Source organism: Streptomyces sp. LARHCF249, assembly GCF_052871255.1.
The window spans coordinates 358,242-382,385 of sequence record NZ_JBIXJQ010000002.1 but is presented as its reverse complement, the minus strand read 5'-3'; the positions used below and the strand labels follow the sequence as shown (position 1 = coordinate 382,385).

The 24,144-nt window shown below is 72.4% G+C and carries 20 protein-coding genes; 3 read left to right on the top strand and 17 right to left on the bottom strand.

All coding sequences use genetic code 11. The features are described from left to right. Positions 1–24 precede the first annotated feature (24 nt). Together nadD and ACIPUC_RS06535 are read right to left on the bottom strand one after the other, a co-directional pair. Positions 25–642 carry a nicotinate-nucleotide adenylyltransferase gene (gene nadD / locus ACIPUC_RS06540; RefSeq protein WP_446587083.1) on the bottom strand — a complete coding sequence of 206 codons (618 nt, stop codon included), beginning with the start codon at positions 640–642 and terminating at the stop codon, positions 25–27. Positions 643–709: 67 nt separating this feature from the next. Further along, entirely contained in the window at positions 710–877 is a 168-nt protein-coding gene (locus ACIPUC_RS06535) for a hypothetical protein (RefSeq protein ID WP_446587082.1), read from the bottom strand. 140 nt (positions 878–1,017) lie between these two features. Here ACIPUC_RS06535 and ACIPUC_RS06530 point away from each other — a divergent pair, with 140 nt between their 5' ends. Then, complete coding sequence (locus ACIPUC_RS06530) at positions 1,018–2,088, top strand: M48 family metallopeptidase (protein ID WP_446587081.1); 1,071 nt, start codon at positions 1,018–1,020, stop codon at positions 2,086–2,088. Here ACIPUC_RS06530 and ACIPUC_RS06525 read toward each other — a convergent pair. The 7 genes from ACIPUC_RS06525 to ACIPUC_RS06495 form a co-directional block, all read right to left on the bottom strand. After that, on the bottom strand, positions 2,072–3,232 hold the full coding sequence (locus ACIPUC_RS06525) for an SCO2583 family membrane protein (RefSeq protein ID WP_446587080.1): 1,161 nt from the start codon (positions 3,230–3,232) through the stop codon (positions 2,072–2,074). The genes ACIPUC_RS06530 and ACIPUC_RS06525 overlap by 17 nt on opposite strands. A 68-nt stretch (positions 3,233–3,300) precedes the next feature. Then, positions 3,301–3,843, bottom strand: coding sequence for an SCO2584 family spore wall biosynthesis protein (locus ACIPUC_RS06520; protein WP_446587079.1), 543 nt, complete (start codon positions 3,841–3,843; stop codon positions 3,301–3,303). 77 nt (positions 3,844–3,920) lie between these two features. Further along, the gene (locus ACIPUC_RS06515; protein ID WP_446587078.1) at positions 3,921–5,198 is read right to left on the bottom strand and encodes a glutamate-5-semialdehyde dehydrogenase; all 1,278 of its coding nucleotides are present in this window, start codon (positions 5,196–5,198) and stop codon (positions 3,921–3,923) included. A gap of 147 nt (positions 5,199–5,345) precedes the next feature. Further along, positions 5,346–5,813: a hypothetical protein gene (locus ACIPUC_RS06510; protein WP_446587634.1), complete on the bottom strand. Its 468-nt coding sequence runs from the start codon at positions 5,811–5,813 to the stop codon at positions 5,346–5,348. Between the two features lie 34 nt (positions 5,814–5,847). Next, complete coding sequence (gene proB / locus ACIPUC_RS06505) at positions 5,848–6,975, bottom strand: glutamate 5-kinase (RefSeq protein WP_446587077.1); 1,128 nt, start codon at positions 6,973–6,975, stop codon at positions 5,848–5,850. Between the two features lie 77 nt (positions 6,976–7,052). After that, the gene (locus ACIPUC_RS06500) at positions 7,053–7,490 is read right to left on the bottom strand and encodes a GtrA family protein (protein WP_446587076.1); all 438 of its coding nucleotides are present in this window, start codon (positions 7,488–7,490) and stop codon (positions 7,053–7,055) included. Beyond that, positions 7,487–8,473, bottom strand: a complete 987-nt coding sequence (locus ACIPUC_RS06495) for a glycosyltransferase family 2 protein (RefSeq protein WP_446587075.1) — start codon at positions 8,471–8,473, stop codon at positions 7,487–7,489. Before ACIPUC_RS06495 ends, ACIPUC_RS06500 begins: the two co-directional genes overlap by 4 nt. Positions 8,474–8,650: 177 nt before the next feature. Between ACIPUC_RS06495 and ACIPUC_RS06490 the strand changes: the two genes are divergently transcribed. Then, the gene (locus ACIPUC_RS06490; RefSeq protein WP_446587074.1) at positions 8,651–11,539 is read left to right on the top strand and encodes a bifunctional glycosyltransferase/CDP-glycerol:glycerophosphate glycerophosphotransferase; all 2,889 of its coding nucleotides are present in this window, start codon (positions 8,651–8,653) and stop codon (positions 11,537–11,539) included. Further along, positions 11,536–12,708 carry a glycosyltransferase gene (locus tag ACIPUC_RS06485; RefSeq protein WP_446587073.1) on the top strand — a complete coding sequence of 391 codons (1,173 nt, stop codon included), beginning with the start codon at positions 11,536–11,538 and terminating at the stop codon, positions 12,706–12,708. Before ACIPUC_RS06490 ends, ACIPUC_RS06485 begins: the two co-directional genes overlap by 4 nt. Positions 12,709–12,775: 67 nt before the next feature. Here the strand turns inward: ACIPUC_RS06485 and galE are convergent, their stop codons facing one another. The 8 genes from galE to ACIPUC_RS06445 form a co-directional block, all read right to left on the bottom strand. Next, entirely contained in the window at positions 12,776–13,789 is a 1,014-nt protein-coding gene (gene galE, locus ACIPUC_RS06480) for a UDP-glucose 4-epimerase GalE (protein WP_446587072.1), read from the bottom strand. A gap of 42 nt (positions 13,790–13,831) precedes the next feature. Further along, positions 13,832–15,448, bottom strand: a complete 1,617-nt coding sequence (locus tag ACIPUC_RS06475; protein WP_446587071.1) for a glycosyltransferase family 2 protein — start codon at positions 15,446–15,448, stop codon at positions 13,832–13,834. Positions 15,449–15,518: 70 nt separating this feature from the next. After that, positions 15,519–16,964, bottom strand: coding sequence for a GTPase ObgE (gene obgE, locus ACIPUC_RS06470; protein WP_446587070.1), 1,446 nt, complete (start codon positions 16,962–16,964; stop codon positions 15,519–15,521). 176 nt (positions 16,965–17,140) lie between these two features. Then, the gene (rpmA, locus tag ACIPUC_RS06465) at positions 17,141–17,395 is read right to left on the bottom strand and encodes a 50S ribosomal protein L27 (RefSeq protein WP_226732937.1); all 255 of its coding nucleotides are present in this window, start codon (positions 17,393–17,395) and stop codon (positions 17,141–17,143) included. Positions 17,396–17,408: 13 nt separating this feature from the next. Continuing rightward, on the bottom strand, positions 17,409–17,729 hold the full coding sequence (gene rplU, locus ACIPUC_RS06460) for a 50S ribosomal protein L21 (protein WP_030013082.1): 321 nt from the start codon (positions 17,727–17,729) through the stop codon (positions 17,409–17,411). 272 nt (positions 17,730–18,001) lie between these two features. Beyond that, positions 18,002–21,961: an Rne/Rng family ribonuclease gene (locus tag ACIPUC_RS06455; RefSeq protein WP_446587069.1), complete on the bottom strand. Its 3,960-nt coding sequence runs from the start codon at positions 21,959–21,961 to the stop codon at positions 18,002–18,004. 235 nt (positions 21,962–22,196) lie between these two features. Next, positions 22,197–22,976 carry a TIGR03936 family radical SAM-associated protein gene (locus tag ACIPUC_RS06450; RefSeq protein ID WP_446587068.1) on the bottom strand — a complete coding sequence of 260 codons (780 nt, stop codon included), beginning with the start codon at positions 22,974–22,976 and terminating at the stop codon, positions 22,197–22,199. 126 nt (positions 22,977–23,102) lie between these two features. After that, on the bottom strand, positions 23,103–24,125 hold the full coding sequence (locus ACIPUC_RS06445; RefSeq protein WP_446587067.1) for a hypothetical protein: 1,023 nt from the start codon (positions 24,123–24,125) through the stop codon (positions 23,103–23,105). Between the last annotated feature and the right edge of the window lie 19 nt (positions 24,126–24,144).

Sequence of the window (24,144 nt, the reverse complement as noted above, 5' to 3'; positions counted from 1 at the left end):
CGCGGGGCCCCTCTCTCCGGAAGCTCAGGCTCCCCGGTACAGCTCACGCTTGTCGATGTAGCGCACCACGCCGTCGGGCACCAAGTACCAGACAGGATCCCCCTCGGCGACCCGTGCACGGCAGTCCGTGGAGGAAATGGCCAGGGCGGGCACCTCGACGAGGGAGACACCGCCCTCGGGCAGTCCGTCGTCGGTGAGGACGTGGCCGGGCCGGGTGACCCCGATGAAATGGGCGAGCGAGAACAGCTCTTCGGCGTTCCGCCAGGTCAGGATCTGGGAGAGCGCGTCGGCACCCGTGATGAAGAACAGGTCGGCGTCGTCGTTCAGCGCCTTCAGGTCCCGCAGGGTGTCGATCGTGTACGTCGGCCCGCCGCGGTCGATGTCGATGCGGCTCACCGAGAACTGCGGGTTGGAGGCCGTGGCGATGACCGTCATCAGGTAGCGGTCCTCGGCGGGCGACACGGCGCGCTGCGACTTCTGCCACGGCTGGCCGGTCGGCACGAACACCACCTCGTCGAGGTGGAACAGCGCGGCCACCTCGCTGGCGGCCACCAGGTGTCCGTGGTGGATCGGGTCGAATGTGCCGCCCATCACCCCGAGCCGGCGCTTGACCGGGCCGGTGGGCGTCTCCTGCTCTCCCATGAGCGCAGAGCCTACTGGCCCGGCGGACCGGGCGGTCCAGGTCGGGGTGACCTGGCGGTCGGGTGACCTAGCGGTCGCGGTTCAGGCGCGTGGTGACCCAGAGCATCAGCATGAGGATGACGAACGCTCCGCCGCCGGTCAGGTAGGGATTGAGGCTGTCGTGGTTGCCGCCGTGCTGCCCGGCCCCCTCCGAGGCGAGGACGACCAGGTTGTGGGCGGTGGAGGAGAGGCTCATCAGGCAGGTACCTATCGAGTCGGGGAGCGGGCGGAGACTTCGCTCACATCGTATGCGGGGGCCTGGGGCACGCTCACGCCGACTCAGGCGTTGGAGAGGATAGACGCAGGGCCACGCAGGCCGATCCAGGGGAGGGCGCAATGACGGAGACAGGGTTCGAGAAGGTGCCGGCGCGGGACCGCAAGAGGTTCCCCGGCATTTCCTCACGGGCGTACGAGCACCCGGCGGACCGCTCGGCGCTGGTCGCGCTGCGCAGGCTGAGCGGCTTCGACACGGTGTTCAAGGCGCTGAGCGGGCTGCTTCCGGAGCGCAGCCTGCGGCTGCTGTTCCTGTCGGACTCGGTGCGCGTGGGCGAGGCGCAGTTCCCGCACCTGTACGAGATGCTGCGGGACGCCTGTTACATCCTGGACCTGGAGAAGGTCCCGCAGATGTACGTGCAGCAGGACCCGAAGCCCAATGCCATGTGCATCGGCCTGGACGAGCCGATCATCGTGGTGACGACGAGCCTGGTCGAGCTGCTCGACGAGGAGGAGATGCGGGCGGTGGTGGGCCACGAGGTGGGCCACGCGCTGTCGGGGCACTCCGTGTACCGCACGATCCTGCTGTTCCTGACGAACCTGGCGCTGAAGGTGGCGTGGATCCCGCTGGGCAATGTGGCGATCATGGCGATCGTGACCGCGCTGCGGGAGTGGTTCCGCAAGTCCGAGCTCTCGGCGGACCGGGCCGGGCTGCTGGTGGGGCAGGACGTCCAGGCCTCGATGCGCGGCCTGATGAAGATCGCGGGCGGCAACCACCTCCACGAGATGAACGTGGACGCGTTCCTGGCCCAGGCCGAGGAGTACGAGTCGAGCGGCGACCTGCGCGACTCCGTCCTGAAGATCATGAACATGCTGCCGCGGACGCACCCCTTCACCACGGTCCGGGCGGCCCAGCTGAAGAAGTGGTCGGAGAGCCGCGACTTCCAGCGGATCATGGACGGCCACTACCCGCGGCGGGACGAGGACAAGGACACCTCGGTGACCGACTCCTTCCGGCAGTCCGCCGCGCACTACGCCGACTCGGTGCGCACCAGCAAGGATCCGCTGTTCAAGCTGGTCGGCGATATCGCGGGCGGCGCGGCCGACGTGGGCGGCAAGCTCCGCGACAGGTTCACCGGCACCGGGTCCGGCAGCGGCTCGGAGGGAAGGGGCGGGGCTACGGAGCAGGGCTGACCGGGGTCGTCTGCGGGGTAGAAGGCTGGGTCGCGGACGACGGGGCGAGCACGCCGCACAGGCCGGCCGTGCGCCGCGGGTGGCCGCTGGCGTACGGGTCGCTCGCGGCCGGGCCGACCGTGGTCGGGCCGGCTCCGGCCGGCAGCGGGCGGAATCCGCCGGCCGGGTCGCTGGAGCAGGCCTGCGGCCCTGCCATCACATAGGCCGAGACCAGCTCCGCCCGCCGGGCGCCCAGGTCCTCCCGGTCGAAGCGCAGCCGGAGCTCGCGGCGGACGGTGAAGAGCGAGGCGCCGTCGACCGCGGCCGGGGCTCCGGTGGCCGGGCGTACGGCGTACACGAAGGTGTGGTCGGTGGTCACCTCCAGCAGGTCGGGGGTGGCCTCCCCGAAGGCGAGGGTGCCCCGCACCCGTACCCGGGAGTCCGCGACGACGGCGGTGCCCGGGTCGAAGCGGACCAGCCAGCCGGTGGCGGAGTGCCGGCCGTCACCGGTGGGCGAGGTCATGCTGCGGTCGAACTGCGCCAGCTGGTCGGGGTCGAGCAGGACCCGCACCGGCCGGGAGGCGGTGCCGGCCAGGACATCGGGATCCAGAGAGGACTGCACCAGGTAGTCCTTGGCGATGGACAGCGCGGTGACGACCTGGGCGTCGGTGAAGTGGTGCGTGCGGCGCACGGCCGGCAGGGTGATTCCGGCCGCCCCGACGCGGTATTCGGCGCCGGGGCTGTTCGCGTACAGGTCGGCGGGCTTCCCGCCGGGCACGGCCGCGGTGGGGGCGAGCGGGACCACGGTGCTGGTGAGCGGCTCGGCGGGACCGCCGGGCGGCGGGACGTAGGGGTTGCGCAGCCCCATGTAGACGGCGCAGGCGAAGGCCGTGGCGATGAGCAGCACGAGCAGCATGCCCTGGCGGGCGGCCCGGCCGGGCGCGCTGGTGCCGGGGCCGGAGCCGCCGGTCGACCAGATGGAGCGGCTGCGGACGGCGCGGGCGTGTGCGCCCATGCGCTCCTGTGCGGAGAACTCCTGGAGCCGGGCAGCGCGAACGAATTCCTCGTCGAACACCACCGAGCGGAGCTCGTCCGACCGGAACTCGTCGTCACCACCGCCGATGCCATCGGGGGTGCCGTTGGGTGGATCTCCTGGCACGGCCATCGCTTCTCCCCGCTGTCCCCGCTTCAGAGAAGCCCCCAGCTCCTGCGTATGCGAGTGGGGTCGTACCTTCAGGGTTGGCGGTCGGAGGGGTACGTAAACGCGCCGACGCCGGTGACTTCCCTCAGGGGGGTGCTGGCGGGCGCGGGGGCGGGGTCCGCCTCGCGCGAGGCACTGCGGTAGACGGCGCTGAAGGCGAGCGCGACCATGCCGAGGCCCATCACGAAGGCGAGCACCCAGGCGACGGGACGCAGCCAGGGCGAGCGGCCGCGGTAGGGGCGCAGGCTGCCGCCGTAGGCTCCGTACGGGGCGTCGGAGCCGTGGTGGCCGCGGTCGTGGTCCCAGCCGTGGTCGTCGAGGCCGTACTCGTCGGGGTGGCCGTATCCGTAGTCGTCGTCGCCCGTCCAGCCTCCGGCGACGGCGCGGGCGGCTTCGGCCTCGGCGCGCGCCCGGTCGGCCGCCCGCTGGCGCTCCGCGGCGCTCGGTTCATGGATCTCGGCGTTCTGGACGAAGGCCTCGTCGAACACCACGGAGGCGAAGTCCTTGTCCGCGCCTCCGCGGTCGTCGTCGGGCTCCCCGTCGTCCGGGAACTTGCCCCCCACGTCGTCCGGCACGGGACCAGCCTAGACCTGGGGGGCTGCTTTGGGCAGGGTGTGCGCCGAAATCCGGCCACGCCGTGTTGAGCCGCCGATTACCGGACGTGACCGTCGCCGGTGACGATGTACTTGGTGGAGGTCAGCTCGGGAAGGCCCATCGGTCCCCGGGCGTGCAGCTTCTGCGTGGAGATCCCGATCTCGGCGCCGAAGCCGAACTGGCCACCGTCCGTGAACCGGGTGGAGGCATTCACGGCAACCGTGGTCGAGTCGACCAGCTGGGTGAAGCGGCGCGCGGCGGCCTGCGAGGTGGTGACGATCGCCTCGGTGTGCCCGGAGGTCCAGCGGCGGATGTGGGCGACGGCCTCGTCGAGGGAGTCCACGACTCCGGCGGCGATGTCGTAGGACAGGTACTCGGCGGCCCAGTCCTCGTCGGTGGCGGGCAGCGCGGTGGCCTTGGTGTCCTCGGCGGCGGCGAGGACCCGGGCGTCGCCGTGGACGGTGACGCCCGCGTCGGCGAGGGCGTCGAGGGCGCGCGGCAGGAAGGCGTCGGCGATGTCGCGGTGGACGAGGAGGGTCTCGGCGGAGTTGCAGACGGAGGGCCGGCTCGCCTTGGAGTTGATGAGGATCTCCACGGCCATGTCGAGGTCGGCGTGCGCGTCGACGTAGACGTGGCAGTTGCCGGTACCGGTCTCGATGACCGGGACGCTGGACTCCTCGACCACGGTCTTGATGAGGGAGGCGCCGCCGCGCGGGATGAGCACGTCGACGAGGCCGCGGGCGCGCATCAGCTCGCGCACGGAGTCGCGGGACTCGCCGGGGACGAGCTGGATCGAGTCGGCGGGCAGTCCGGCGGCGGCGACGGCGTCGCGCAGGATGCCGACGAGCGCGGTGTTGGAGGCGTACGCGGAGGAGCTGCCGCGGAGCAGGACGGCGTTGCCGGACTTGAGGCAGAGGGCGGCGGCGTCGACGGTGACGTTGGGGCGGGCCTCGTAGATGATGCCGACGACGCCGAGGGGGACGCGGATCTGCCGGAGGTCGATGCCGTTGGGGAGGGTGTTGCCGCGGACGACCTCTCCGACGGGGTCGGGGAGGGCGGCGACGTCCCGTACGTCGGAGGCGATGGCCGCGACCCGCTCCGGGGTCAGGGTGAGGCGGTCGATGACGGTCTCGCTGGTGCCGGCGGCCCTCGCCTTGTCGGTGTCGACGGCGTTGGCCGTGATGATCTCGGCCGTACGGGCCTCCAGCGCGTCCGCGATCGCCAGCAGGGCCGCGTCCTTGGCGGACCGCGGGAGCGGGGCGATGGCGGCGGCCGCGGTGCGGGACCGCTGCGCGGTGGCGAGGACGGGCGAAGTGGTGGCATCGAGCGAGGTCATGCAGCCCAGGGTAGTCCCCGGCCGGGTCCCGGCCGACGGGGTTTCCAGCCCCCGAGACGGACGGGTTCGAAGACCTGGGGCTCCGCCCCGGACCCTCCCCGGACTCCGTCCGGGGGTCCGGGGGCGGAGCCCCCGTCCCGCGGCGCGTCAGTAGGGGTGGACGCCGACCGGGTGGGCGGGGGGTGGACCGTAGCCCTCCGCCACGCGTTGGTGGTACGTGGCCCGGTCGATCACTTCCAGGCCGACGATCTCCCAGGGGGGAAGCCGCGCCGACGAGCGGTGTTCGCCCCACAGCCGCAGGGCGACGGCCGCCGCGTCGTGGAGGTCGCGGGCCTCCTCCCAGTACCGGATCTCGGCATGGTCGTCGGCGTAGCGGCTGGTCAGCAGGAAGGGGTGGTCGTGGGCCAGTTGTTCCAGTGCGCGCCGGACGTCCGACAGCGGGGCCGGCTTGCCGGAGACGCTCAGGGTCACGTGCCAGAGGCGCGAGTCGTGGTCCTGCTCGTCCCCGCAACCGCCGCCGTCACCGTCCCCCGGACCGACACTGGTCAGCGCTCGTCTCACCAGCCGCCTCCTGTCTCCGCCACGCGTGTCCGCCCGCCCTTCACAGTTGACCAGCCCACGGCGCGCCGCGCGGCGGTTTTGCCGAACCTCAGCCCTGGAGCAGGACCAGATCGTCCCGGTGGACGACCTCCCGCTCGTACGCGGGTCCGAGTTCCCGCGCGAGCTCTCGGGTGGAGCGGCCGAGGAGCTGCGGGAGCTCCTTGGCGTCGAAGTTGACCAGGCCCCGGGCCACGGCGCGGCCGTCGGCGGCGCGCAGTTCCACGGGGTCGCCCGCCACGAAGTCGCCTTCGACCGCCGCGATCCCGGCGGGCAGCAGCGAGCTGCCGCGCTCGGTGACCGCGCGCACCGCGCCGTCGTCGAGCACCAGGTGCCCCTGGGGCGTGGACGCGTGCTGGAGCCAGAGCAGCCGGTCCGCCGAGCGGCGGCCGGTGGCGTGGAAGTGCGTGCCCGTGGCACGCCCGGCCAGCGCGTCGGCGGCCTGGCTCGCGGAGGTCAGCACCACCGGGATCCCGGCGGCGGCCGCGATGCGGGCCGCCTCGACCTTGGTGACCATGCCGCCGGTGCCCACGCCCGCCTTGCCCGCGCTGCCGATGGAGACGTGCGCGATGTCCTCGGGGCCGCGGACCTCGTCGATGCGGGTGGCGCCGGGCAGCGACGGGTCGCCGTCGTAGAGGCCGTCCACGTCGGACAGCAGCACCAGCAGATCGGCCCGGACGAGGTGGGCGACGAGGGCCGCGAGACGGTCGTTGTCGCCGAAGCGGATCTCGTCCGTGGCGACGGTGTCGTTCTCGTTGACGACGGGCAGCGCGCCCATGGCCAGCAGCTGGTCCAGGGTCCGGTAGGCGTTGCGGTAGTGCGCCCGCCGGCTGGTGTCGTCGGTGGTGAGCAGTACCTGGCCGACGCGGACGCCGTACCGGGCGAAGGAGGCGGTGTACCGGGCGACGAGCAGGCCCTGCCCGACGCTGGCGGCGGCCTGCTGCCGGGCCAGGTCCTTGGGGCGGCGGCGCAGTCCGAGCGGGGAGAGTCCGGCGGCGATGGCTCCGCTGGAGACGAGGACGATCTCCTTCTCCCCGCCGCTGCGGGCCTTGGCCAGGACGTCGACCAGCGCGTCCACCCGGTCGGCGTCGAGACCGCCGGCCGCCGTGGTCAGGGAGGAGGAGCCGACCTTGACCACGATCCTGCGGGCGTCCACGACACCTTGCCTAGCCGCTGACACGTCTGTCCCCTTGCCCCTTGCCGGAATGCCTGCCTGCTCAAATCTACGGGGTGGCAAGGGGCGGTCGCGCGGGGGTTTCAGACCCTGGACGGCCCGGCGTCCACGGGCTCCGGCTCCGCGGCCCGGGCGGCGCCCGGGACGAGGATCCTGCGCGAGATCAGGAAGGTGAACGGGATGGCCACGACCGCCGCGACCAGCGGGGCGATCCGGGTGTCCATGCCGGCCCAGGCCACGAGGGCGTAGAGGCCGGCCGACTGGATCACGTAGTTCGTGACGTTCGTCAGCGGGAAGAGGAGGAACTTCTTCCACGTCGGCCGGGTCCGGTAGGTGAAGTAGGTGTTCATGAAGAACGAGCCGACCATCGCCAGCACGAACGCGAGCGAGTACGCGGCGAAGTACGGCATCCACGGGTGCAGGAGCAGGTAGATGCCGAAGAAGGTGCCGGTGTTGACCCCGCCCACGAGGGCGAAGCGGAAGATCTGGCCGAGCTGGTCCTTGCGACCGCTGCTGCTCATCGGGAGCTGCGCTCCACGATCGAGGCCTTCCGCACACGGGCCGCGCCGCCGGCGCGTTCCCCGCCGTGCGATTCCTTCACCAGGAAGTGCGGCCGGCGCTTGGTCTCGTAGTAGATGCGGCCGATGTACTCGCCGATCAGGCCCAGCATGATCATCTGTACGCCGCCCAGGCCGGTGATGATCGCCACCAGCGTGACGTACCCGGGGGACTCGACGCCGTTGGTGATCGCCATGACGGTGATCCACAGCGCGTACAGGCAAGTCAGGGCGACCAGCGACACGCCGAGCCAGATCCCGATCCGCAGCGGCCGGTTGTTGAAGGAGATCAGGCCGTCCATGCCGTAGTTCAGCAGGGAGCCGAGCTTCCACTTCGTCTCGCCGGCCTCGCGCTGCGCGTTGCGGTAGTCGAAGTGGACGGTGTCGAAGCCGATCCAGGAGAAGAGGCCCTTGGAGAAGCGGTTGTACTCCGGCAGCGACAGCAGGGCGTCCACGGCCGGGCGCGAGAGCATGCGGAAGTCCCCGACGCCGTCGGTGAGTTCCACGTCCACCCAGCGGTTGACGCCCCGGTAGTAGAGGCGGCTGAGTGCGGAGCGGAGCTTCTTGTCGCCCTCGCGCGTGCGGCGGGCGATGATCTGGTCGTGGCCCTGCCGGTAGTAGTCGAGCATGGTCGCGATGAGCTCCGGCGGGTGCTGGAGGTCCGCGTCCATGATCACCACGGCGTCGCCGGTTGCCTCGCGCAGCCCGGCGAGCATGCCGGCCTCCTTGCCGAAGTTGCGGCTGAAGGAGACGTACCGGGTCTGCTCGCCGTGCTCGGCCGCGATCTTCCGGAGCTTGCCGAGGGTGCCGTCGCGGCTTCCGTCGTCGACGTAGCAGACCTCGTACTCGACGGGCAGGGCGTCCAGAACCCTGCGGATCTCGACGTCGAAGCTGTCGATGACGGCCTCTTCGTTGTAGCAAGGGACAACTACGGACAGCTTCGTCATGAACACTTCCTGCTGGGTCCGAACGGGTGATTGTCGGCGACCGGACCCGCCACTCACCTCTTCCTTAGAAGTATGCATGCCGGGAGTCGGCCTGCCTGAGACGAGTGCGGCGCACGGTAGCGTGGACGAGATAAGCGGAATGAGCTGAACGAAACGCAACGAAACGAAGGGATCGAGGTGCACGTGCCCGACGTCTCCGTGGTCGTCATCGTCTACAACGACGCAGAGCGTCTGTCGACAGCAGTCCAGTCGGTTTTGGACCAGACCCTGCACGGGGTCGAAGTCGTGATCGTCGACGACTGCAGCAAGGACCGGTCCTACGCGGTCGCCCAGGAACTGGAATCTGCGCATCCGGGGAGAGTGCGCGCCTTCCGGCTGCCGGAGAACAGCGGTGGCTGCGGCGCGCCCCGCAACCACGGCATCCAGCAGGCCACCGGCACGTACGTCATGTTCCTGGACAGCGACGACGTCCTCGAGCGCAACGCCTGCCGGAACATGCTGGACGCCGCCGAGCGCACCGGCTCCGACCTGGTCTCGGGCATGTGCGTCCGGGTGCACCTGGACAACCGGTGGGAGAAGACCACCGAGTGGTACCCCTGGATCTACTCGCGCACGCGCACGCTGGAGTCGATCACCGAGTTCCCCGACCTGCTGGTCTACGACACCCTCTCCACGAACAAGTGCTACCGGCGCGCGTTCCTGCTGGAGCAGGGCCTGGAGTTCCCGGTCGGGATCCACTACGAGGACCTGCTGTTCTCCGCGCAGGCGTACGTCGCCGCCCGCCGCATCACGCTGATCCCGAACCACGTCTACTTCTGGAACGTGGTCGAGAAGGCCGCGGCGAAGTCGATCAGCAACCGGCGCCACGAGATCGCGAACTTCGTCCACCGGATGGAGATCCACCGCCGTGTCGACGAGCTGCTGGCCGCCAAGGGCCACACGGACATCAAGTCCGCGAAGGACGCCAAGTTCCTCAAGCACGACCTGGTCCTGCACCTGCGCGACCTGCCCCTGCTGAGCGACGCGTACCGCCAGGAGTTCGCCCGGCTCGCCAACGGCTACCTCGCCGGGATCGACCCGGCGGCGTACGAGAACGTCACGTACCTGCAGGCCATCTGCGCCTACCTGCTGGGCAAGGAGGACTGGGACAACCTGCTCCCGGCCGCCGACGCCATGACCAACAAGGGTCGGCTCTCCTCCCCGCTCGCCGAGCGGGACGGGCGCGTCTACTGGTGTGCGAAGCACATCGACGGCGACGCCGGGGCCGACGGCGCCGAGGCCCGCCGGATACTGGACGTCACCGAGCAGGGCTTCCACACCACCCCGCTCCCCTCCCTCCAGCTGGGCAACCGTCTCACCTCCTACGAGGACGACGGGCGCGGCACCGTCACGCTGTCGGGCGCCGTCGTGAACCCGCTCGGCCGGATCCCGGCCGACGCGGAGCTGAAGGCCTCGCTCGAGCTGCGGGCCCGGCGGCAGATCGGCGTGCGTTCTTTCAGCTTCCCGGTGGCAACCGTTCGCCACGCCGGTGACACGATCGAGTGGACCGGCACGGCCGACATCGGCAGCACCGTCCGCCCGCTCGGCATCATCGACGCCGTCTGGGACGTCCGGCTGAAGCTGACCGCCGGAAACGAGAAGATCACCACCCGCGTGTCGGTCGGCGGCGTCGACCTGGAGTCGGCGGCCCGGCTGCGCGTACGGCCGCGGCTGACCCGGCTGGTCTCCGACCGCTTCGAGCCGGAGGTCACCAAGAAGGGCAACCTCTCCTACGTCCTGGCCGCCGAGAGCGCCGCCGCGGTGCGCACCCAGAGCCTGATCAACAACGCCATACAGGGCAAGGCGGCCAACGTGGTCAAGCGGGGCCTGCGCAAGGCCCTGCGGGTGCGCCGGAGCATGGGCTCGGGCGAGCAGAAGGTGAAGGTCTACCACGAGGTCTTCTCGAAGCTGCCGGTCAAGAAGGGCACGGTCGTCTTCGAGAGCCACATGGGCAAGCAGTACAGCGACAGCCCGAAGGCCATCTACGAGGAGCTGGTGCGCCAGGGCGCCCCGTTCGAGGCGATCTGGTCGTACGCCGGAGCCCGGCCCACCGGCTTCCCCAAGGAGGCCGCCCTGGTGCGCCGCTGGAGCTGGCCGTACCTGCGGGCCCTGGCCCAGGCCGAGTTCTGGGTCGACAACCAGGGCTTCCCGCTGGCCCTGGCCAAGCGCCCGGGCACGACGTACATCCAGACCTGGCACGGCTCCGCGCTCAAGCGGATGGGCTTCCACGAGCCCCGCACCAAGGCGCAGGGGCGCGCGGGCCAGGCCCGCTTCCAGGCGGCGATCGACCGCTTCGACCACTTCCTGATCCGCTCCGAGCACGACGCCCGCACCCTGGCCAAGGGCTTCAGGCTGCGCGACGAGGTGCTGCTGCGCACGGGCTACCCGCGCAACGACGCCCTCGTCGAGGCACACCGGACCGAGGCGGACAGCGGTGAGCGGGTCCGCGGTCCGCTGGCTGCCGAGCTCGGCATCGACCCGGAGAAGAAGGTGCTGCTCTACGCGCCGACCTTCCGGGCGGGCCCGGACGGCGCGGTGGAGGGCTTCACGTTCCCCTTCGACGTGGAGGAGTTCGCCGACCGGCTCGGCGACCGCTTCACGCTGCTGGTGCGCACCCACTACCTCAACAGCGTCTCGCTGCCGCCGTCGGTCGCGGGCCGGGTGGTCGACGTGTCCCGGCACCACGACATCACCCCGCTGCTGGCCCTCGCCGACGGTCTGATCACCGACTACTCGTCCGTGATGTTCGACTACGCGGTCCTGGACCGGCCGATGCTGTTCTTCGCGTACGACTACGACACCTACGCGAACGACATCCGCGGCACGTACTTCGACCTGAAGGAGAAGGCCCCGGGCCCGGTGGTGGCGACGGCGGACGAACTCCTGCAGGCCCTCTCCGCCTTCGACGAGGCGGACGCCAAGTACGCGGAGGCGCGCCAGCGCTTCCTCACCGAGTTCGGCGAGTACGACCGCGGGGACGCGGCCCGCCAGATCGTCGAGAAGTTCTTCACCAGGAGCGGCAAGTGAGCCAGCAGACCGCCACCCCGGGCGGCCGTGACATCTTCCTCGTCTCCAACAACGTCGACGAGCTCGGCGGCGTGACCACGTGGTCGCACCAGATGGCCCGGCTCTTCACCGAGCGCGGGCACAGGGTGCACATCGTCGGCATCGCCCCGGTCGCCGAGGAGATCCGGCAGAAGCTGCCCGCGGACCTCCCGTACGAGATGACCACCCTGTACGAGGCCCACCCGCCGGCGGCGCGCCGGCTGCACGGGATCAAGGGACGGCTGAACGCGCCCGAGCGGCGCCGCCAGGCCGCCCGGCGGGCGCGGATGCGGGCCAAGGCGGAGCAGCTGAGCGAGCTCTTCCGCGCCGCCCGCCCCGGCGCTGTCGTGATCGTCACCCAGGTCTGGGCGATGGAGTGGGTGGCGCTCGCCGACACCAAGGGGCTCAGCGTCATCGGCATGAGCCACGAGTCGTTCGCGGCCAGCCAGAAGTCCACCCGCGGTGAGCGGGTCCGCCGCCACTACCCGGAGGTCGACCGGCTGCTGGTGCTGACCGCCGAGGACGCGGACCTGTGGATCCGGGCGGGCATGGAGAACGTCGGGAGCATGCCGAACCCGCTGCCCTTCATGCCGCAGTCCCCCGCCCCGCGGACGGAGAAGGTCGTCGCCAGCGTCGGCCGCCTCGCCTTCGAGAAGGGCGTCGACCTGCTGCTGGACGCGTGGGCCGACGCCGCCCCGCACCACCCGGACTGGGTCCTGCGGATCTACGGGGCGGGCCTGGAGGAGGCGGCCCTGCGGGCGCACTGCACCGCGCTGGGGCTGGACGACTCGGTGGAGTGGATGGGCAGCACGGACGACGTGCTGGGCGCGCTGCGCGGCGCGTCGGTGTTCGCGCAGGCCTCGCGGGCCGAAGGGTTCCCCATCACCCTGCTGGAGGCGATGGCGGCGGGCGTGCCCGTGGCCGCCTTCGACTGCGCGCCGGGCGTACGGGAGATCGTCACGCACGGCGAGGACGGGCTGCTGGCCCGGCTGGGCAACACGATGGAGCTGGCCGGGCACCTGGACGCGCTGATGTCCGACCGCGAGCTGCGCGAACGGCTCGGCGACACCGCCTTCCAGTCGGTGAAGCGGTACTCCAGCGCCGAGATCACCGACCGGTGGGAGGCCCTGTTCGCCTTCCTGGAGCGCTGACCGTACGCACGAGAGCCGCCCGCCCCGGATGCCCGGGGCGGGCGGCTCTCGCGTGGACGGGGTGGGATCAGGCCTCGTGGACGTCCTTGCGGGCGTCGCGGCGGGCGGCCTTGTTGGCCTCCCAGCCCGCCCAGGCGGAGGTCACCATCTCGCGGACGTCGTGCCGGGCCTTCCAGCCCAGCTCACCGGTGATCTTGTCGGCCGAGGCCACGACCTTCGCCGGGTCGCCGGGACGGCGCGGGCTGATCACCGGGGCGTAGTCGTGCCCGGTGTTCTTGTTCAGGAGCTCGACCATCTCGGCGACGGAGACGCCCTCGCCGCGCCCGATGTTGACGGTGAGGTCCTTGTAGTCCCCGGCCGCGGCCCACTCGGCGAGCTTGCGGGCGGCCGCCACGTGGGCCTCCGCCAGGTCCTCGACGTGGATGTAGTCGCGGATGCAGGTGCCGTCCGGGGTCGGGTAGTCGTCGCCGAAGATCTTGGCGCCCTGGCCGGCGTCGTAGCGCTCGAAGACCATCGGGACCAGGTTGAAGACGCCGGTGTCGGCGAGCTCGGGAGTGGCGGCGCCCGCCACGTTGAAGTAGCGCAGGCAGGCGGTGGAGATGCCGTGCGCCTTGCCCGCCGCGCGGACCAGCCACTCGCCGGCCAGCTTGGTCTCGCCGTACGGGCTCAGCGGCGCGCACGGGGTGTCCTCGGTGACCAGGTCCACGTCGGGCATGCCGTACACGGAGGCGGAGGACGAGAAGAGGAAGTTGCGGATGCCCGCGGCCGCCACGGCCTGCAGCAGGACCGTCAGGCCCTGCACGTTCTCGTGGTAGTAGTACAGCGGCTTCTCCACGGACTCGCCGACCTGCTTCTTGCCCGCGAGGTGCACCACACCGGTGATCTTGTGCTCGGCGATGGTCTCGTCGAGGACCAGCCGGTCCAGGACCGAGCCGACCACCAGCGGTACGCCCTCCGGGACACGGTTCTCGTTGCCCGTGGAGAGGTCGTCGAGGACGACCACCTTCTCCCCGGCGAGCAGCATCGCCCGGACGACGTGCGCGCCGATGTATCCGGCGCCACCGGTGATCAGAAACGTCATGTGTATCTCCCTGGTCCTGTCCGAGTATGAAAGAAGCGGTCTTCAGCCCGCCCCGTGGCCTGCCCGGGCACGGTGGAGGCGGTTGCGCACGAGGTAGAGCGCGCCCTCGGCGCCGGGCGCGAGGCGCAGCGCGAGCGCGCCGGCCCCCGTGCGGTAGGGCTGCGCCAGCAGCACACCGTACCGGCTGCTGGGCAGGGCCCGGCGGCGGAGCAGCCGGCCCCGGGGGCGCAGGGAAGTGAACAAGGAGGTCCCGTCGGCGCACTGCACGCCCACCCCCACGTTCCACGCCTGCATCCGGCGCAGACCCTGGCGGCGGCCCGTGGCGGCGACGTCGGCGAGGCGGAAGGGCAGCAGCGCGACCCAGCCGCCCGCCGGGTCGGGACGCAGCTCCACGGGCTGGGCGAGCACCGGCTCTCCGCCCGCGCGGGGCAGGAAGCGCAGCTGCACGGTGCGCGGACCGGCCTCGGCGAGGCGCCCGTACAGGTCGTGCAGGCGGATCCGGACGGCCGCGCGCCCGGCCGGCTCGGCGTCGACGGTGACGGGCAGCCGGTCCGTCGGCAGCCCGGCCAGGCCGTCCAGCTCGACGGGGAGCTCCTCGCTCCACACCGGCGCCCCGTCGGCGGCGGCCGCGTACGGGGGCAGCAGGCGCGGCGGCTCGGCGGCCAGCCGGGTGAGGCGGTCGACGTCGGCGGGCGGGGTCGCGGTGGCGCGCAGCACCCGTACGATCCAGCGGGCGTGGGGCGCGGCGGCCTCGATGTCGGCTTCGGCGAAGGTGTCGAGGTACGCGCGGGTCAGGGTCCACCAGGCTGCCTGGTAGCCGGGGTCCTGGCCGAGCTCCCGCAGGTACATGCGCAGGTCGTACTCGAGGAACTTCACCTGGCAGGCGCTGCCCAGCACCGGGGAGGCCGCCGCGAGGGTGCGGGAGGCCGTGCGGTGGGCCTCGATGCGGGAGCGCCAGTTCGAGACGTCCTTGCGGTCCAGGGAGATCGACACCTGGGCGGCGGAGCGGCGCACGTGCCAGACGTAGACGAGGTCGCCGATCACGGCGATGCGCGGGGCGGCGGCCAGCACCCGGGAGGTGAAGACGAAGTCCTCGTAGACGAACCGGCCGTCGGGGAAGCGCAGTCCGTGCTCGTCCAGGAAGGCGCGTTCGTACAGCTTGTTGACGCACAGGGTGTCCCGGACCAGCTCCGGGCGGTCCACGGGCCGCTCGATGACGTCGCCGGGGGTGTAGAGGCCCGGCATCCACGGCACGTCGTGGTGGAGCGGCAGCTCGCGCCGTACGGCGGCGCCGACGGTGACAGGGGCGCGGTGCCGGGCGGCGGCGCGCACCAGCGCCTCGGCCGCGCCCGCCGGCAGGACGTCGTCGCTGTCGAGGAACAGGACGTACGGGGCGGTCGCGACGGCGATCCCGTCGTTGCGCGGGGTGCCGCACCCTCCGCTGTTCTCCGTACGGTGAACGACCTTGAGGCGGGGGTGTGCGGCAGCCAGCTCGTCCAGCACCCGCGCGGTGCCGTCGGACGAGGCGTCGTTCACGGCGATGACCTCGGCGACGACCGGGCCCTGGGCGAGGGCCGAGGAGACGGCCTCGCCCACGAGCCCGGCGTCGTTGTACGCGATCACCACGACGGAAACGGTGGGGAGGTTGGTGCTGTTCACCTGGAGGATCCTAGGCGACCCGCGTAAAGACGCCTTCAAAGCCGCCCGGGTGCCCTCTGGGGGAACGGGACTAGAACGGCCGGAACTCGTCGTACTCCTGCTGCGCCGAGTCCCCGCGCTTGGCTTCCTTCTCCTTGCGGCGGGTGGTGGCCGGACGCGGGGCCTCCAGGCGGTGGTCCTCGCCGCGGCGGCCCAGCATCTCGGCGCCGGCCATCATGGTCGGCTCCCAGTCGAAGACGACCGCGTTCTCGTCGGAGCCGATGGCCACGCCGTCGCCGGCGCGGGCGCCGGCCTTCTTCAGCGCGTCCTCGACGCCGAGGCGGTTGAGGCGGTCGGCGAGGTAGCCCACGGCCTCGTCGTTGTTGAAGTCGGTCTGGCGGACCCAGCGCTCGGGCTTCTCGCCGCGCACGTTGTAGACGTCCTCGGCCTCGTCGTAGGTGACGGTGAAGCCGGCGTCGTCCACGGCCTTCGGGCGGATGACGATACGGGTCGCCTCCTCCTTCGGCTTGCGGGCGCGGGCCTTGGCGATGACCTCGGCGAGGAAGTAGGAGAGCTCCTTCAGGCCCGTACGGGCGACCGCGGAGACCTCGAAGACCTTGTAGCCGCGCGCCTCCAGGTCGGGGCGGACCATGTCGGCGAGCTCCTGGCCGTCCGGGATGTCGACCTTGTTCAGGACGACGAGGCGCGGGCGCTTCTCCAGTCCGCCGCCGTAGAGCTTGAGCTCCTCCTCGATGACGTCGAGGTCGGCGACGGGGTCGCGGTCGGACTCCAGCGTGGCGGTGTCCAGCACGTGCACCAGCACCGAGCAGCGCTCGACGTGGCGCAGGAACTCCAGGCCGAGGCCCTTGCCCTGGCTGGCGCCGGGGATCAGGCCCGGGACGTCGGCGATCGTGTAGACGGTCGAGCCGGCCGTGACGACGCCCAGGTTCGGGACGAGGGTGGTGAAGGGGTAGTCCGCGATCTTCGGCTTGGCGGAGGAGAGCACCGAGATCAGCGAGGACTTGCCGGCGCTCGGGAAGCCGACCAGCGCCACGTCGGCGACGGTCTTGAGCTCCAGGACGATCTCGCCGGTGGTGCCGGGGACGCCGAGGAGCGCGAAGCCGGGCGCCTTGCGGCGCGCGGAGGAGAGCGCGGCGTTGCCGAGGCCGCCGCGGCCGCCCTCGGCGGCGACGTAGGTGGTGCCCTGGCCGACGAGGTCGGCGAGGACGTTGCCCTCCTTGTCGAGGACGACGGTGCCGTCCGGCACGGGCAGGATCAGGTCCTGGCCGTCCTTGCCGGAGCGGTTGCCGCCCTCGCCGGGCTTTCCGTTGGTGGCCTTGCGGTGGGGGCTGTGGTGGTAGTCCAGCAGCGTGGTGATCGCCTGCTCGACGACCAGGATCACATCGCCGCCACGGCCGCCGTTGCCGCCATCGGGGCCGCCGAGCGGCTTGAACTTCTCCCGGTGAACGGAGGCGCAGCCGTGGCCCCCGTTACCCGCGGCGACATGCAGCTCGACGCGGTCCACGAAGGTGGTCATGGTGTTCCTCCAGATACATACGGGAATGTCCCGGGCAGGCCTTGCTGCCCATTAAACGTGCCTGTGCGCGCCTATGTGACAACGCACCGAGGGCGGACCTCTCTTCCCGGCTCGCGCCGGAAAGAGTTGAGATCCGCCCTCGGGAAGTTACGTACGCGTGATCAGCCGGAGCTGGATCAGGCGGCCGGAACGATGTTGACGACCTTGCGGCCGCGGTGCGTGCCGAACTGGACCGAGCCGGCCTGCAGCGCGAACAGCGTGTCGTCGCCGCCACGGCCGACGCCCGCGCCCGGGTGGAAGTGGGTGCCGCGCTGGCGGACGAGGATCTCACCAGCGGAAACGACCTGACCGCCGAAGCGCTTCACGCCGAGCCGCTGGGCATTGGAGTCGCGCCCGTTCCGGGTGGACGATGCGCCCTTCTTGTGTGCCATGTCTCAGTCCCTCTTACTTCGCAGCCGCGGGGATACCGGTGACCTTGATCGCCGTGTACTGCTGGCGGTGACCCTGGCGACGGCGGTAGCCGGTCTTGTTCTTGTAGCGCAGGATGTCGATCTTGGCGCCCTTGTGGTGGTCCACGACCTCGGCCGTGACCTTGATGCCGGCCAGGACCCACGGGTCGCTGGTCACGGCTTCGCCGTCGACAACGAGCAGGGTCGAGAGCTCGACCGTGTCGCCAACCTTGGCAGTGGAAATCTTGTCAACCTCAACGATGTCGCCGACAGCAACCTTGTGCTGGCGACCACCGCTGCGCACGATGGCGTACACGCGGATCTCTCTCTCACTCGGGACGGATGCTCCTGAAGCCAGCCGCTCAGGCAGGGCCCTCTTCGTGACGGGAACCACACTGATCCGGATTGGACGAGCGGCCTCTCCGGGCAGGGCCCGGAGGAAGGTGCTCAGGAGCGCGGCGCGCAGAACGGTAATCGTTCAAGACACGCCGACGGTCTAGGTTACGGGGCCGGTTCCGGAGGGTCAAACCGGGCCCCGCAGGGCCGTGGGCCCCCGCCTCGCGGCGGGGCCCACGGTCATGGCGCGGGTCAGGCTTCGGTCGGAGCCGAGACGGAGGGCAGCGTCTGCTGCTCGGCCGCCGCGGTCTTCTTCGTCGCCCGCTTCGCGGCGGTCTTCTTGGTCGTGGCCGCCTTCTTGGCCACGGTCTTCTTGGCCGCCGTCGCCTTCTTGGCGGTGGTGGCCTTCTTCGCCGCGGTCGCCTTCTTGGCCGGAGCCTTGCGGGCGGCCTTCTTGGCGGGAGCGGCCTCGGCCGGCTCCTCGGCCGGAGCCTCGGCCACCGGGGCCTCGGTCACCGGGGCCTCGGCCACCGGGGTTTCGACGACCACCACGGCGGCCTCGGCCGCGCCCGCCGGGGAACCGGCCGGTGCGGTGGCCTTACGGGTGGCACGCCGGCGCGGACGGGCCGGCGCGGCCTCGGCCACGGGGGCCTCGGCGACGGGCTCGGGCTCGGCCGGCGCGACGACCGGCGCGGGCTCGGGCTCCACGACCGGCTCGGGCTCCGCCACGACGACCGGCTCAGGGGCCGCCTCGGCCGCGGGGGCCGGGGCGCCCGCCGGGGCGGTGGCCTTGCGGGTCGCCCGGCGACGGGTACGGCCCTTCGGCGCGGCCTCCTCGACCGGGACGGCCTCGACCGTCTCCGCGGCCTCCACGGCCTCGGCGACGACCTCGGCGGCCGGCTCCAGGACCGTGTCGGCCGGCTCGGTGACCGGCTCGGCCTCGACGACGGGCGTCAAGGCCGGAGCCTGGGCGGCCGCACCGCGCGGGGCGCCCGCCGGGGCGGTCGCCTTGCGGGTGGCACGGCGACGGTTGCGGCGGCCGCTCAGTCCCGCGGCGGCCTCCGCCTCGGCCGGGCTGCCGTACAGCTCCTCGTCCGCGACGAACTCCGGCTCGGGCAGGGCACGCGGCGCGGCGACCTCGGCGGCGAGTTCCTCCACGGTCTCGAACTCCGCCTCGACCGTCTCGACCTCGTGGTCGTGCTGGTCGAACTCGGCCTTGCCGCCGCGGCGCTTCGCGCGCTTGCCGTTGCCGCCGCCGATCGCGGTCGGCGTCTCCATGTGCACGATGACGCCGCGCCCGTTGCAGTGGACGCAGGTCTCGGAGAAGGACTCCAGCAGACCCTGGCCCACCCGCTTGCGGGTCATCTGGACCAGGCCCAGCGAGGTGACCTCCGCCACCTGGTGCTTGGTGCGGTCGCGGCCCAGGCACTCCAGCATGCGCCGCAGGACCAGGTCGCGGTTGGACTCCAGGACCATGTCGATGAAGTCGATGACGACGATGCCGCCCAGGTCGCGCAGCCGCAGCTGGCGCACGATCTCCTCGGCCGCCTCCAGGTTGTTCCTGGTGACGGTCTCCTCGAGGTTGCCGCCCTGACCGGTGAACTTGCCGGTGTTGACGTCGATGACGATCATCGCCTCGGTCTTGTCGATCACAAGCGAGCCGCCCGAGGGCAGCCACACCTTGCGGTCGAGCGCCTTGGCGAGCTGCTCGTCGATCCGGTACGTCGCGAAGACGTCGACCTCGGAGGTCCAGCGGGACAGCCGGCCGGCCAGGTCCGGGGCCACGTGGTTCACGTAGCCGTGGATGGTCTCCCAGGCGCCGTCACCGCTGACGATGACCTTCGAGAAGTCCTCGTTGAAGATGTCGCGCACGACGCGGACGGTCATGTCCGGCTCGCCGTACAGGAGGCTCGGCGAAGAGGTCGAGATCTGCTTCGACTTCTTCTGGATGTCCTCCCACTGGGCCTGCAGACGCTCGACGTCGCGGCGCAGCTCGTCCTCGCTCGCACCCTCGGCGGCGGTGCGCACGATGACGCCCGCGTCCTCGGGGACGATCTTCTTGAGGATGGTCTTCAGACGCGCGCGCTCGGTGTCGGGCAGCTTGCGGCTGATGCCGGTCATCGAGCCCTCGGGCACGTAGACCAGGTAGCGGCCGGGCAGCGAGACCTGGCTGGTCAGGCGGGCGCCCTTGTGGCCGATCGGGTCCTTGGTGACCTGTACGAGGACGGACTGGCCGGACTTGAGGGCGGACTCGATGCGGCGCGGCCCGTTGGCCATGCCGAGCGCCTCGAAGTTGACCTCGCCGGCGTACAGGACCGCGTTGCGGCCCTTGCCGATGTCGATGAAGGCGGCCTCCATGGACGGCAGCACGTTCTGGACCTTGCCCAGGTAGACGTTGCCGACGTACGAGGTGGCCTCCTCCTTGTTGACGTAGTGCTCGACGAGCACGTTGTCCTCGAGGACGCCGATCTGGGTGCGGTCGCCGTTCTGGCGGACGACCATCACGCGCTCGACGGCCTCGCGGCGAGCCAGGAACTCGGCCTCGGTGATGATCGGGACGCGGCGGCGGCCCTGCTCGCGGCCCTCGCGGCGGCGCTGCTTCTTCGCCTCCAGGCGGGTCGAGCCCTTGATGGACTGGACCTCGTCGGACGGCTCGGCCTCCTTGCGGGCCGGACGGGGCTCGCGGACCTTGACGACGGTGCGCACACCCTCCTCGACCGCTTCGGCCTCGGCGGTGGCGTCAGCGGGCTCACCGCTGCGACGGCGACGACGGCGACGGCGGCGGCTGGAGCTGGAGCCGAGGGCGGCCTCTTCGGCTTCCTCGTCCTCGTCCTCCTCCTGCTCCGCGGCCTCTGCCTCGGCCTCCTCGGCCTCGGCGGACTCGTCGAGGTCGGCGGCCTCGCCACGGCGGCGGCGACGGCCACCGCGACGGCGGCGCCGCGACGGGCGCTCGCCCGACTCGTCACCCTCGTCGAACTCGGCGGCCTCTTCCTCCAGCTCGGCCTCGGGCTCTTCCTCCGCGAGCACCTGGGGGAGGGAGACCGGCGCGGTCGCGGTCTCGGCGACGGGCGCGGCCTCGGCGGCGCCACGGCCACGGCGGCGGCGACGGCCCGCCGGCTGCGGGGCGGGCGCGACCTCGGTCACGGCGGCCTCGGCTTCGAGCTCCTCCTCCTCCTCGGCCTCCTCCGCCGGAGCGGCGGCGCGAGCGGCGGCCGCGGCCATGGCGGCGGTCTCCGGCGTCTGGAACATCGGCTCGGCGAAGACCGGGGCCTGGAAGGTGGGCACGGCGGGGCGCGCGGCGCGGCGGGCACGGGCCGGGGCGGCGGGCTCCTCGGGCTCGACGGCGGGCTGCGGTGCGGCGGCCGGTGCGGCGGCGCGGGTGGCGCGGCGGCGGCCGCCGCGCTTCGGGGAGTCCACGGCGTCGGCCACGGTCACGGCGCGGGTGGCGGCCTTGGGGACCTCCTCCACCTCGGCGGGAGCCTCGTCCGCCGCGGGGGCGGCGGCCGGAGCGGCCGGGGCGGCGACGGCGCGGGTGGCACGGCGGCGGGCACGCGGGGCGGGAGCGGCGGGCTCCTCCTCGGCCACCTCGGGCGCGGCCGGGGCGGCCGGAGCCTCGGCGGCCGGGGCCTCGACGACCTCCACGACCTCGGCGGCCGGAGCGGTCACGGCGCGGGTCGCACGGCGACGGGCACGGGGGGCGGGAGCGGCCGGAGCCTCCTCCTCGACCACGGCCGCGACCTCGGCGGCCGGAGCCTCCGGGGCAGCGACGGCACGGGTCGCACGGCGACGGGCACGCGGGGCGGGAGCGGCGGGCTCCTCGGCCACGGCGGCCGGGGCCTCCACGGCCGCGACCTCGGCGGCCGGAGCCTCCGGGGCAGCGACGGCGCGGGTCGCACGGCGACGGGTGCGCGGGGCGGGAGCGGCGGGCTCCTCGGCCACGGCGGCCGGGGCCTCGACGACGACGGCCTCGGCGGCCGGAGCCTCGGGGGCGGCCGCGGCGCGGGTGGCGCGGCGGCGGGGACGGGCGGGGGCGGCGGCCGGAGCGGCCTCCGCCTCGGGGGCGGCCGGGGCGGCCTCGGTCACCGGGGTCGCCTCTGCGGCGGTGGCGCCGGGCGGGCCGGCGGGCCGGGAAGCGGCGCGGCGGCGCCTGCGCGGGGGCAGGCTGTCACTCGGGCTGTTGTTTTCGGTGGTGTCGTTTTCGTTGTTGAGCATTGCGGGCGGTTCTCCCGTCACGCTCCCGGGCGCCGCGGCTGACTTCCGGTCCGGCACGGCTCCGCGTAATGAGCGCGGAGCCGGCCTCCGGGGCGCGTTCGCCACACGGGAGCTGTAGTCCATGGCCGCCGGTTCCGTACGTGTTGTCCGTACGGCCTGGCGGAAGTCTTCAGGTCAGTGCGCGGCCCGACCCAGGTGGCTCCCGAGTGCCAGGGCTGCGCGACGACGACGATCCCTACGCGGCGGGACCTTCCGGCGCCTTCGCGTCGGCGGCTACGGCGGCCGTGGGTGGGGCGGCCGTGTCAGCCTCGCGGTCGGGCGCGAGCGGGTCGGTCACCGTGCCGGACTCCTCGTCGAAGAGCCCCTGCGCCAGCCTGGTCACCGCAGAGGGGACCGGCGGCGCCAGGTCGGCCACAGCTCGGAGACCGGACAGGACGTCGTCGGGTCGCACGGCAGGTGTCAGATGCCGAACAACCAGGCGCAGTATCGCACAGGCATTGTCCAGGGTCCTATCAGCTGGGGCAGGAACTGCCTCGAGGCTGACTACAGCGCCGCGCGTGTCGAAGGTTCGCATGCCGTTCTTGGTACGTCGCTGCACCTCCACGGTCTCGGCGGCCAGGAAGGCCGTCACCGCGCGCTCGGCCTCGGCGGGCTCCACGCCGTCCAGGCGCAGCTCCCAGACGGAGGCCGTGAGCCGGTCCGCGAGGCCCGAGGTGCGGGCCTCCACGGCGTCGATGATGTCGAGCCCGGCCGGCATCGACTCGTCGAGCAGCTCACGGAGCTTCTCGGGGTCGCGGGGCTCGGCGAGGGCGATCTCCAGGTACTCGGCCTCGCTGCCGGTCCCGGTGGGGGCGGCGTTCGCGTACGAGACGCGGGGGTGCGGGGTGAAGCCGGCCGAGTACGCCATCGGCACCTCGGCGCGGCGCAGGGCCCGCTCGAAGGCGCGCTGGAAGTCGCGGTGGCTGGTGAACCGGAGGCGGCCGCGCTTGGTGTAGCGCAGTCGGATGCGCTGCACCACCGGTGCGGGAGGCGGGCCTTCGGGCTGTCGCTTGCCCAGTGGTTCTTCTCCTTGTGCGGGGCTCCGCGGCTCGCGCGTCGCCCTGTGCGTCTGGGAGCCTGCGGGCCACGCCGCGCCTCCGGCTCACCCCTGCCGTTTGTGCAGGGGGCTCGCCGGGATCGGTGCAGCGGGCGTGTTGCCTGCGGCTTTCGTACTACCCAGAGTACGCGCCCGTGACCTCGCCGGTTCCCGGGGAGGAGTACCGAAGAGCGCCTGCCGTACGGAGGCCCGCGCCTCCCGGACCGCTGCGCGGGCGCCGCGCCAGACCTCGCGGACGAGATGCCCGGCGGGCGTGAGCACCTGTCGGCCGACCCAGGCGGCGGGCCGGGCCACGAGCCCCCTCCACAGCCACAGCAGTCCGCGCCCGAGGGCCCGGCTGACCCGCCCGGCGAGGTGCCAGACGGCGGCGATGAAGTGGCCGAGCGGGGTGAGCACGTACCGGTACGCCCCGCGCGCCAGCCAGGCGGTGCCGCGCCCGAGCGGCGTCAGCAGGTAGCGGTACGTCACGCCCGCGACGGGCACGACTGCGTAGCGCCACAGCGCGACCCACGGCCATACGAGGAGCGCCTTGGCCAGCAGGACGAGGCCCTTACCGGCGGGTACCAGGACGTACGTGTACAGGGCGCGGGCCAGCCAGGCGACGGCGAGGGCCGGGGGCACCAACAGGTACCGGTACGCGGCGGCGCCCACCCATCCCAGCGCGGTGGCGACCGGCAGCAGCACGTACCGGCCGAAGGCGAGCACCACCCAGGCGATCCCGCTGCCGAGCGGCCGCAGCAGGTACCGGTACAGCGCGGCGGCGCAGGGCACGAGCACGTACCGCCACAGCGCGGCCCACGGCCAGTAGAAGAGGGCGCGCGCCAGCCAGCCCAGTGCGGCTCCGACGGGCGCGAGGACGTAGCGGTACAGCCCGGCGCACACCCAGGCCACGGCGTCGCCCGCCGGACGCAGGAGGTGCCGGTGCGCGGCGCGCGCGGCGAGGACCAGCAGGTCCCAGACCACCCGCAGGGGCAGCACGATCACGACGGCCACGATCCGCACGGGGATCCGGACCACCGCGAACACGCATCCCTGGCCGCCGTCGTCGGCCCGTTTTTCCAGTTCCATGCCTTAGACGACGCGTACG